The sequence below is a fragment of the Actinophytocola sp. genome, assembly GCF_049647105.1.
Lineage (GTDB): Bacteria > Actinomycetota > Actinomycetes > Mycobacteriales > Pseudonocardiaceae > Actinophytocola.
Genome location: NZ_JBARWZ010000184.1, coordinates 17,631 through 27,486, shown reverse-complemented (window position 1 = coordinate 27,486; position 9,856 = coordinate 17,631). Strand labels below are relative to the sequence as shown.

Below are 9,856 nucleotides of genomic sequence, written 5' to 3'. Positions count from 1 at the left end.
CGCGAGACCCGCGACCATCGCCCGCATCCCGTTGCGCAGCCGGGTCAGCCGCGAGGTGAACAACCCGTGCACGCCGCGGACCCGCGCGGTCGCCCGCCGCAGCGCCCTGCCCTCGCGCAGCCCGGCGGCACCGCTCAGCACAAACCCGGCCGCGCCCAGTTCGGCACGCGCCTCGACCAGCCGCCGCTGCATGCCGAACCCGAGCGCACGCAGGAGCGACAACAGCACCAGCCGAGGCACGCCGATGAGAAACGACGGCAGCGAACAGTTCACGAGGAAGGTCCGGACGGCTTGGGCGCGCTCGACCGAGGCCAGCGACGCGCGTGGTGCGTCGACCCGCCGCTGCCCGGTGGTCACCGCACGCACGTGCCGCATCCGCGCGGCGGGCACGCACAGCACCACGGTGTCCGCCCGGTTGGCGCGCCAGCCGAAGTCGATGTCCTCACGCAGCAACGTGATCGCCGCGTCGAATCCGCCGAGCCGCTCCCACAGGTCGCGCCGCACCAGCATCCCCGCGGACGGCACGGCGAGCACCTCGGTGCTCTGCCGGATCTCGTCGCCGAGCCGCGACCAGTCCACTTCGGACGGACCGAGCCCGGTCTGCCGGTGCCCGGACGCGTCGGTGGACAGGCCGGCCTCGACCACGATCCTCGGGTCGTCCCAGTCGAGCGCGAGCGGCCCGAGCACCCCGGCCGACGGCGACGCCTCGGCCGCGGTCAGCAGCGTCGCGAGGCACTCCGGGTCCGGTGCACAGTCGTCGTGCAGCACCCAGATCCAGCCACCCGGGTCACCCCAGCGCTCGATCGCGGCGGACACCGCGTCCTGGACGGCCGCCGCGAAACCGGTTTCGCGGTCCCGCGTAAGCACGCCGTCGAGCACGCGGTCCTCACCACGCGCGGCCTCGCTCAGCAGGCGTGGCGTGTCGTCGACAGAGCCCGTGTCCACGGCAAGCACATGCCGTGGCCTCGGCGTCGACGCACGCAACGCCGCCAACGCGGTCGGCAGCCACTGCTCGCCGTCATGGCAGACCAGCACCGCGAGCACTGGCGCGGTACGCAGCACCGGGGTGGCCCCCCATGAGCCGATTCGTGGCATTCGCACAAGATGCCATGAACCGGCTTCGGATTGCTGCTAGACGGCCCGTTTCTTCAGCTTGCGCCGCTCCCGCTCGGACAGTCCGCCCCAGATGCCGAACCGCTCGTCGTGCCCGAGTGCGTACTCGAGACACTCCGCGCGGACCTCACAGCCCTGGCAGATGCGCTTGGCTTCCCGGGTGGACCCACCCTTCTCCGGGAAGAACGCCTCCGGGTCCGTCTGCGCGCACAGGGCACGCTCCTGCCACTCCTGCTCATCCCCGTCGTCGAACAGCTCGGCGAGCACGCCCAACTCCTCGTGCGGGCGTTCCCCCCACGCCACGACGCCACCACTCCCACTGGTCAGATCGTTCAGTTCGATTCCCTGCATGCCCGTCCGCCTCCTCGCCTTTCGCGCTCCCCGGGTTGGCGGACACCACCCACCACTACTCCACTAGTGGCGAATGACATCGATGTGATTACACCCGTGTAGTCGCGGCGCGTCAAGCGAAGCACCCGGGTGGGTGATGCCCTATGGGGCAAACGGAAATAGCTCGACGAGATGACGCAATATCAGGAAAACCGAACACCCCCACAGCGACGTAACACGCAACGTTGACACACTGTGGGCGTGCAGCGATCAGCGGTCCGGCCCTCGCCTGTGTTCCTGGCCATCCTCGCCATCACGATCGGCGGCGGGGTCCTCATCCTGTTCGGGGACCCGTTCCCGAACCAGGACCCGGCGATCCCCATCGCGGCGGGGACGTTCCTGCTGGTGCTCGGCGGCTGGGGCGTCTCACTGTGCCTGCACGAGTTCGGGCACGCGTACGTCGCGTATCGCGGCGGTGACCGCGAGGTGTACTTCAAGGGCTATCTGACGCTCGATCCACGCAAGTACACCGATCCGATCTTCAGCCTCGTGGTGCCGCTGCTGATCCTCGCGATCGGCGGAATTCCGCTGCCGGGTGGCGCGGTGTTCATCAACCACTACTCGTTGCGGAACAAACGCGTCGAGTCGGCGGTGTCGCTCGCCGGACCGTTCTTCAACCTGCTGCTCGGCCTCCTGTTGATGATCTCGGTGGCCGTGTTCCAACCCACGTTCTGGCTCGCCGCCGCGCTGTCCTATCTCGCGATGTTGCAGATCATCGCGTTCGTGCTGAACATCCTCCCGATCCCCGGCCTGGACGGCTGGGGCGCGATCGAGCCGTGGCTCTCCCCCGAACTGCAGCGGTTCGGCGCGAAGGCCCGGCCGTGGGCGCCGCTGATCCTGTTCGCCTGCCTGATCGGCCTGCCCGCGGTCGGCGGCGTGTTCTTCGACCTCGCCTACGGCCTCTACGGGCTCATCGGCGGCGACGCCATCGACGCCAAGTACGACTTCTTCGGGTGGACCGAGAGCCTCCCGGCGTTCGGCTCGCTCGCGTTCCGTTTCTGGGCGTGAGGCACGATTGGCACCGTGAATGTCGTTGTGCTGGTCGGTGGTGTCGGTGGAGCAAGGTTTCTGCAGGGGGTGAAGCACGCACTCGGACCCGGTCACGAGATCACGGCGATCGTGAACACCGGTGACGACGTGTGGCTGCACGGACTGCGGGTCTGCCCGGACCTGGACACCTGCATGTACACCCTCGGCGGCGGCATCGACACCGAGCGTGGGTGGGGCCGCACCGGCGAGACGTGGACCGTGAAGGACGAGCTGGCGGCCTACGGCGCGGGCTCGGAGTGGTTCGGGCTGGGCGACAAGGACATCGCCACGCACCTGGTCCGCAGCCGGATGCTGCGCGCTGGCTACCCGTTGTCGCAGGTCACCGAGGCCCTGTGCGCCCGGTGGCAGCCCGGCGTGCTGCTGCTGCCGATGAGCGACGACCGGGTCGAGACGCACGTGGTGATCGACGACCCTGACACCGGCGAGCGGGCGGCCGTGCACTTCCAGGAGTGGTGGATCAGGCACCGGGCCTCGGTGCCCGCGCACTCGATCCTGCCGGTCGGCGCGGACGAGGCGAAGCCGGCGCCGGGCGTGCTCGACACGATCGCCGCCGCGGACGTGATCCTGCTCGCGCCGTCGAACCCGGTGGTGAGCGTCGGCACGATCCTGGCGGTCCCCGGTGTGCGGACCGCGCTGGTGAAGGCGGCCGCGAAGATCGTCGGCATCTCGCCGATCGTGAACGACAAACCGGTGCGGGGCATGGCGGACGCGTGCCTGTCCGCGATCGGTGTCGAGACCACGGCCGAGGCCGTCGGGCGGCACTACGGCGCCCGCGCCGCCGGTGCGGACGGGATCCTCGACGGCTGGCTCGTGCACACCGGCGACACCGCGGCCGTGCCGGACGTCGAGGTGCGCGCCGTGCCACTGCTGATGTCCGATGTGGACGCCACGGCCGCGATGGTGCGTGCCGCGTTCTCCCTCGCGGGAGTGTCCGGTGATTGATCACGCGGCGGCGGGCAAGGTCGAGATCCTGGCCGTCGAGGGGCTGCCGGAGTTCCGGCCCGGCGACGACCTCTCCGGTGCGATCGCGAGCGCGGCGCGCTGGCTGCGGTCGGGCGACATCGTCGTCGTGACGAGCAAGGTCGTGTCCAAAGTAGAGGGACGACTGGTGCGGGTGCCCGCCGATCCGGAGGAGCGGGATCGGATCCGGCGGCGGCTCGTGTTCGAGGAGTCGGTGCGGATCATCGCGCGCAAGGCGCGGACGCTCATCACCGAGAACCACCTCGGCATCGTGCAGGCCGCGTCGGGCATCGACGCGTCGAACGTGGCGGCCGACGAGCTCGCGCTGCTGCCCGCCGACCCGGACGCGTCGGCCCGTGCGCTGCGGTTCGGGCTGCGGGAGCGGCTCGGCGTCGAGGTGGCGGTCGTCATCACCGACACGATGGGCCGCGCGTGGCGGGTCGGGCAGACCGACGCCGCGATCGGGTCCTCCGGCATGGCGGTGCTGCACGGCTACCGGGGGCAGATCGACCGGCAGGGCAACGAGCTCGCGGTCACCGAGATCGCGGTGGCCGACGAGGTCGCGGCGGCCGCGGACCTCGTGAAGGGCAAGCTCGGCGCGCTGCCGGTGGCGATCGTGCGCGGGCTGGCGATCGGCTCGGAGACGGCCACGGCCCGCGACCTGGTGCGGCCGGTCGACGAGGACCTGTTCCGGCTGGGCACCGAGGAGGCCGTCGCACAGGGCAGGCGCGAGGCGGTACTGCTGGCGGGCCCGGTCCGGTCGTTCACGAACGAGCCGGTGGCCGACGACGTGCTCAGGGACGCGGTCGCGGCCGCGCTCACGGTGTCGGGCCAGGTCCGGTTCGCGCACGTGGCGGAGCAGCGCAAGCGGCTGCTGGACGAGCTGGCCATCGACGCGACCGAGATCGTGCTGGTGTCCGGCGACGAGTTCGAGGCAGGCGCCGCGGTGCGCGGCCTGGTGGTGGCGCTCGCGGCGGAGGGCATCGGCGCCTTCTGGGTGCCGATCCCCGATCCGGACGCGGTGCGCACGATGCTGGACCTGCCATGGGCACCGCTCTGCGCGGTCGCGCTGGGTCACCCGGCGTCCCCCCTTACCCCTCAGCACCCGGCTGACCTCGACGAACGGTTCCTCCAGCGATGAACTTGCACGACGACGCGTACGCCACACTCGCGGACTGGCGCCCGGCGGAACCCGGCCAGCGGTCGCTGCGGGAGGCGTTTCTCGGCTTCATCGCGGCCCGCCAGGACGCCTGCATGCGCTCCTGCGAGCCGGGGCACATCACGGCCTCGGCGCTGGTCCTCGACTCGACCGGGTCCGAGGTGCTGCTGACGCTGCACCCACGCGTCGGCGCGTGGCTGCAGCTCGGCGGGCACTGCGAGGAGACCGACGAGACGCTCGTTGGCGCGGCACTGCGGGAGGCGTCGGAGGAGTCGGGCATCGAGGGCCTGGTGATCGAGCCGACGCCGATCCACGTCGACGTGCACCCGATCACGTGCTCGCTCGGCCTACCGACCAGGCACTTCGACGTGCGGTTCCTGGTCACCGCCCCCGAGGGCGCGCAACCGGTCCGCAGCGACGAGTCGCTCGACCTGCGCTGGTGGCCGGTGACCGGCCTGCCCCCGGACCCAACGGGTACGACAGGCCTGCCCGCCATGCTGGCGGCGGTGTGATGCCCTCAGGGCATCAGATCTCGCGGTAGTCCCTCGGGGAGAAGCGGGGACCGTAGCGGGGTTTGCCGGGGCCACCCGCCTCGATGTAGCGGACGACGCGGTGGCGGTGCGGTGCGTACGGGCGCAGCACCTCGAGCATGCCATCGTCGTCGACCTTGCGGCCGAGCAGCGCGTAGCCGACGAGCCCCGGGATGTGGAAGTCGCCGACGCTGACCGCGTCCGCGTCGCCCCACGCCCGCTGCGCGACCTCGGCCGCGGTCCAGAACCCGATGCCCGGCACCTTCCGCAGCAGGTCACGGCCAGCGCGGCCACGAAGCTCGGCCGCCTTCTCCAGCCGGTGCGCGACGCGGGCGGCGGCCACGATCGCCTTCCTGCGCGCCAGGTCAACGCCCGCCCTGTGCCACGCCCAGTCGGGGATGGCCTCGACCGCCTTCGGGGTGGGCGGCGCGAACATGCCTGCCGGTGCGGGCCCTGGCGCTGGGGTGCCGTAGCGGCGGCACAGGTCGCGCCACGAGCGGCGTGCCTCGGTGCCGGTGACCCGCTGTTCCAGCACGGACGGCACGAGCAGGTCCCACACCCGCCCGGTCGAGTTGAGCCGCAGCGTCGGGATGCGCTTGCGCAGGTCGGCGATGAGCGGGTGGTGCGCCTCGAAGTCGGAGTCGTCGTCCTCGGCGCCGAGCATCGCGGGCAGGCCGTCGAGGAGCACCTGAGCGCCGTCACCCCATGCGGTGGCGTGGACCGTGCCGCCTCGGCGGCGCAGCGCGAGCGTCCCGACCCCGGCTGGGGTGTTGGCGGCGAACCAGGTCACGCCGGCCGGGGTGGTCACGCACGCCGGATCGGCGGGACCCCTGCGCAGCGGCCGGAGCAGGGCGGCCAGTTGCAGCGGGAAGTCCGGCCGCCAGGTGCGCTCACGAGATGCCTGCACGAGCGGCCACGGTACCCCGTTATGTTGGGCAGATGAGCGACCTGCACATGGTGGTGCCCGCGGGCGGCAGCGGCACCCGGCTGTGGCCGCTGTCCCGAGCCGCGTACCCGAAGTTCCTGCACGCGCTGACAGGCACGGACCGCTCGCTGCTTCAGGCGACGTTCGACCGGCTGGCGCCGCTGTGCTCTGCGCAGAACCTGCTGGTGGTGACGGGTGTCGCGCACGCGACGTCGGTGGCGCGGCAGCTGCCGGAACTGCCGGAACGCAACATCCTCGTCGAACCGTTCGCCAGGGACTCCTGCGCCGCGATCGCGCTGGCCGCGGCGATCATCGAGGAGCGGTCGCCGGGCGGGGTGATGGCGTCGTTCGCGGCGGACCACCTCATCGCGGACACGGCCGCGTTCTCGTCGGTGGTGCGCGACGCGATCACCGGCGCCCGCGACGGCAAGCTGATGACCATCGGCATCACCCCGACCAGGCCGGAGACCGGCTACGGCTACCTGCAGCTGAGCTCGCCGGCGGTGGCCGGGCAACGCCAGCAGGTGCTGGAGTTCAAGGAGAAGCCGACCCACGAGGTCGCCACCGAGTACGTCACGTCCGGCGAGTACCTGTGGAACGCGAGCATGTTCCTGTGGCTCACCGAGGTGTTCCTGGCCGAGCTGGCGGCCCGCCGCCCGGACGTGCACGACCCGGTCCGCGAGATCGCCAAGGCCTGGGACACCCCGGCACAGGAGGCGGTGCTTGGCGAGCTGTGGCCGACGATCCCGAAGGTGGCGGTGGAGTACGCGGTGATGGAACCCGCGGCCGAGGAGGGCAAGGTCGCCACCGTTCCCGGTGACTTCGGCTGGAACGACATCGGGGACTTCGAGACGCTGGGTGAGCTCCTTGGCGAGGACATCGACGGCGGCGCCCGGGTGGTCGACGTACAGGGCGACCGCCCACCCGTCGTGGTCGTCGACGGCGACGGCGTCATCGCGGTCCCGTGCTCGTCCAGGGTCATCGCCACACTGGGCGTCCGCGACCTGATCATCGTCGACACGGCGGACGCGGTGCTGGTCTGCCGCCGCGACCGGGCTCAGGACATCAAGAAGCTGACGGAGTTGCTAAGGGAAAAGGGTCACGCCGCCCACGTGTGATTTCCCGGATCTTCGCTGACGCGGAGCCGATTAAGGAATACGCTGGACCCAACATCGACGACGCGACAGGGACGAGGTCGACATGGACCCCCGTGACCGGGCCGACGCCATCCTGGCGCGGGCCCGCGCGCGCGGCGCCTTCGTGGTCACTCCGGAGAGCGCCGTATCGCCGATGGACGCCGCGAGCACACTGCAGATCCCCCGTGCGGTGGTGGCCGCCGCCGACGGCCGGGATCCCGAGGCGACGATGGTGGTGCCCGCGGCCGAACTGCCGGCCATCGCGCAGGAAGCACTCACGGACGTGGTAGCGGTGCCACACCCAGGCCCGAGATCACGGCAGCGACGCCTCGAGCAGCACCAGAACATGCTGGCGGCCCGCGAAGCAGCGACCCGAGTGCCGGAACCAGAAGAAGTAGAAGGCCTGGTCCCGACGATGAAGGAACCCCCGTCGATGGGCAGCCTGTCCCAGCGACTCGAAGGCTGATCCCACCCAGGCACGGCCGCGGGCCCCCGAAATCCAGCGTAGACGGCACCACCGACAGGATCGGGCGCCAGGATCAGCCCTTTCGGCGACCCTCGACCTTCAACCGCAGTGCCAGCCCCGCGCGGACCCCGGCCCGCACCGGCGCCCACCGCACGCCCTGATGCCGGTCGGCGATGAACCGGTAGGCACTCTCATGGTGCACAGCCAGCATCCGCGCGGACGCCTGAGCGGTCGAGTGCCCCTGGATGTGCACGACCTCGGCTGACGGCACGTAGACGTTCTGCCATCCGGCCCGCGACAGCCGGTCCCCGAGATCCACGTCCTCGAAGTACATGAAGTACCGAGGGTCGAACCCGTCCACGGAGTCGAAGGCGGACCGCCGCATCAGCAGGCAGGACCCGGACAACCACCCGGCTTCCCGCTCGACCACCGAAGTCGACGACTGCTTGTATGCCCGCGTCCAGGGATTACCGGCCCACACCCGCCCGACCACGGCATGCCCGATCCCCTTGCCCAGCGAGGGCACGAGCCGCGCGGACGGATACACGACCCCGGACGGCTCCCGGATCAACGGCCCGAAGGCCCCGCCACGAGGCCACCGCGTGGCCGCCTCCAGCAGCACGTCCAGCGACCCGGCCCCGAACTCGAGGTCGGGGTTGGCGACGACGATCCACCCGTACTCGGCTCCGAGGGTCGCGACCCCACGGTTGGCGGCCGTCCCGTAACCGAGGTTGCCGCCGGTGTGCAGCAGCGTGACACCGGGGCGGGCGGCGGCCTTCTCCGGCGCGCCGTCGACAGAGCCGTTGTCCGCGAGCACCACCGAATAAGGCCTGGTCGTCGCCTTTTCCAGCGTGTCAAGGCAACGCTCGAGCGTCTCGCCCGGCGAGTAGGTCACGATGACGACTGCCAGCTCCTGGCCATAATCCTCAGACACGCCGGAACATTCTGCCCTTCACCGCGAACGGCGGTGCGCCCGGTACGCCTTCTCGTACGCCACGCGATGGCTCTCCGCACTCGTGAGCCACGAGAACTCCTTCGCCCGGCGCTGTGCCGCGGTCGCCAGGTTCGACCGGAGCGCACCGTCGTCCAGCAGTTCGGTCAGTGCGGCCGCGATGTCGCCGGCGCCCACCCCGCAGTAGGCCACCGCGTCGCCGCCGACCTCGGGCAACGCGAGTCGCCGCGTGGTCAGCACGCACGCGCCGCACGCCATGGCCTCCAGGACCGGCAGGCCGAAGCCCTCACCCAGCGACGGGTACGCCACCAGCGTCGCGCCGCCGAGGAAGCCCGCGAGGTTGTCGAACGGGAGGTAGCCCGCCCTGATCACCCGCAGGCGGTGCGGCACGTCGTCCAGTGCCCGTTCCACCTGGCGGTCCCAGCCCGGCTGGCCCGCGAGTACCAGCGCGGGCGGCTCCGCACGGCCCCGGCACGCGGCCGCGAAGCCACGGATGAGCGCCGGGACGTTCTTGCGTGGCTCCAACGCGCCGAGGAACGCGACGTACGGCGTGTCCGGGCCGAGGCCGACCAGGCGACGGACCGCCGAGACCTCCTCCATCGTCGGCACGTGGAACCGGTCGTTGTCGACACCGTGCTGGATGATTTCCAGGCGATCCGGCTTGGCACCCGCCACCCGGCCCAGCTCGGCGGCGGTGGCGGCGGACGGAACGACGCACAGCGACGCCCTGGCCAGTGCCGTCCTGGTCCACGCGCGGAAGAAGCGGGCCTTGATCGAGTGGTGCAGCACCGCGTCGGTGAAGAACGTCGCGTCGTGCAGGGTGACCACGGACGCCGCCGGGTTCGCGAGGGCGGTCGTGTAGTGCGGGGAGTGCAGCACGTCGACGCCCAGCCTGCGCACGAGCCGTGGCAGCGTCGTCTGTTCCCACGTCAGCCTGGCGGTGCGGGTCGCGTTGGACTCCGACGTCGGCACGATCCGCGAGCGCGGCGCCAGCCTGCCGTACAGCGCGACGTCCCTCGGCTGGCAGACGACGGTGATCGGCGCGCCGTCCGAGTCGAGGGCGTACACGAGCGAGTCCACGTACCTGCCGACGCCGCCGCGGTCCGCGGGCACAGCGGTCGCGTCGATCAGTACGCGGGGATCTGCCACGGGTAGCAGAGTACGACTGCCGACAC

At 71.3% G+C, this 9,856-nt stretch carries 11 protein-coding genes; 6 read left to right on the top strand and 5 right to left on the bottom strand.

The genetic code is table 11. From position 1 onward, the window contains the following. On the bottom strand, nucleotides 1-1,095 hold a 1,095-nt coding region (locus tag WBA97_RS22360; protein WP_424232841.1), incomplete at its 3' end, for a glycosyltransferase family 2 protein. Nucleotides 1,096-1,131: 36 nt separating this feature from the next. Continuing rightward, nucleotides 1,132-1,464 carry a WhiB family transcriptional regulator gene (locus WBA97_RS22355; protein WP_424232840.1) on the bottom strand — a complete coding sequence of 111 codons (333 nt, stop codon included), beginning with the start codon at nucleotides 1,462-1,464 and terminating at the stop codon, nucleotides 1,132-1,134. 240 nt (nucleotides 1,465-1,704) lie between these two features. Between WBA97_RS22355 and WBA97_RS22350 the strand changes: the two genes are divergently transcribed. Genes WBA97_RS22350 through WBA97_RS22335 form a run of 4 tightly spaced genes read left to right on the top strand, consistent with a single transcriptional unit; the run spans nucleotide 1,705 to nucleotide 5,184 of the window. Then, nucleotides 1,705-2,511, top strand: coding sequence for a site-2 protease family protein (locus WBA97_RS22350; RefSeq protein WP_424232839.1), 807 nt, complete (start codon nucleotides 1,705-1,707; stop codon nucleotides 2,509-2,511). A 15-nt stretch (nucleotides 2,512-2,526) separates the two neighbouring features. After that, nucleotides 2,527-3,495 carry a 2-phospho-L-lactate transferase gene (cofD, locus tag WBA97_RS22345; protein ID WP_424232838.1) on the top strand — a complete coding sequence of 323 codons (969 nt, stop codon included), beginning with the start codon at nucleotides 2,527-2,529 and terminating at the stop codon, nucleotides 3,493-3,495. Next, entirely contained in the window at nucleotides 3,491-4,654 is a 1,164-nt protein-coding gene (locus WBA97_RS22340; RefSeq protein ID WP_424232842.1) for a coenzyme F420-0:L-glutamate ligase, read from the top strand. The genes cofD and WBA97_RS22340 overlap by 5 nt, the downstream gene beginning before the upstream one ends. Beyond that, nucleotides 4,651-5,184, top strand: a complete 534-nt coding sequence (locus WBA97_RS22335; protein WP_424232837.1) for an NUDIX hydrolase — start codon at nucleotides 4,651-4,653, stop codon at nucleotides 5,182-5,184. The genes WBA97_RS22340 and WBA97_RS22335 overlap by 4 nt, the downstream gene beginning before the upstream one ends. A gap of 13 nt (nucleotides 5,185-5,197) precedes the next feature. On the opposite strand, the gene WBA97_RS22330 is transcribed toward WBA97_RS22335, so the two are convergent. After that, nucleotides 5,198-6,109, bottom strand: coding sequence for a DNA-3-methyladenine glycosylase family protein (locus WBA97_RS22330; protein WP_424232836.1), 912 nt, complete (start codon nucleotides 6,107-6,109; stop codon nucleotides 5,198-5,200). Nucleotides 6,110-6,141: 32 nt separating this feature from the next. On the opposite strand from WBA97_RS22330, the gene WBA97_RS22325 reads away from it, so the two are divergent. Further along, nucleotides 6,142-7,245 carry a mannose-1-phosphate guanylyltransferase gene (locus WBA97_RS22325; protein WP_424232835.1) on the top strand — a complete coding sequence of 368 codons (1,104 nt, stop codon included), beginning with the start codon at nucleotides 6,142-6,144 and terminating at the stop codon, nucleotides 7,243-7,245. Nucleotides 7,246-7,327: 82 nt separating this feature from the next. Next, nucleotides 7,328-7,729: a hypothetical protein gene (locus WBA97_RS22320; protein ID WP_424232834.1), complete on the top strand. Its 402-nt coding sequence runs from the start codon at nucleotides 7,328-7,330 to the stop codon at nucleotides 7,727-7,729. A 73-nt stretch (nucleotides 7,730-7,802) separates the two neighbouring features. Here WBA97_RS22320 and WBA97_RS22315 read toward each other — a convergent pair whose 3' ends face one another. Both WBA97_RS22315 and WBA97_RS22310 read right to left on the bottom strand, forming a co-directional pair. Then, complete coding sequence (locus tag WBA97_RS22315) at nucleotides 7,803-8,663, bottom strand: glycosyltransferase family 2 protein (protein ID WP_424232833.1); 861 nt, start codon at nucleotides 8,661-8,663, stop codon at nucleotides 7,803-7,805. A gap of 18 nt (nucleotides 8,664-8,681) precedes the next feature. Further along, a complete protein-coding gene (locus tag WBA97_RS22310) occupies nucleotides 8,682-9,830 on the bottom strand; it encodes a glycosyltransferase family 4 protein (protein ID WP_424232832.1) in 1,149 nt (382 codons plus the stop codon). Between the last annotated feature and the right edge of the window lie 26 nt (nucleotides 9,831-9,856).

Bases quoted from the DNA above. Each gene is read 5' to 3' on its own strand.
- WBA97_RS22355 (WP_424232840.1), bottom strand. From the start codon at position 1,464: ATGCAGGGAATCGAACTGAACGATCTGACCAGTGGGAGTGGTGGCGTC.
- WBA97_RS22335 (WP_424232837.1), top strand. From the start codon at position 4,651: ATGAACTTGCACGACGACGCGTACGCCACACTCGCGGACTGGCGCCCG.
- WBA97_RS22325 (WP_424232835.1), top strand. From the start codon at position 6,142: ATGAGCGACCTGCACATGGTGGTGCCCGCGGGCGGCAGCGGCACCCGG.
- WBA97_RS22320 (WP_424232834.1), top strand. From the start codon at position 7,328: ATGGACCCCCGTGACCGGGCCGACGCCATCCTGGCGCGGGCCCGCGCG.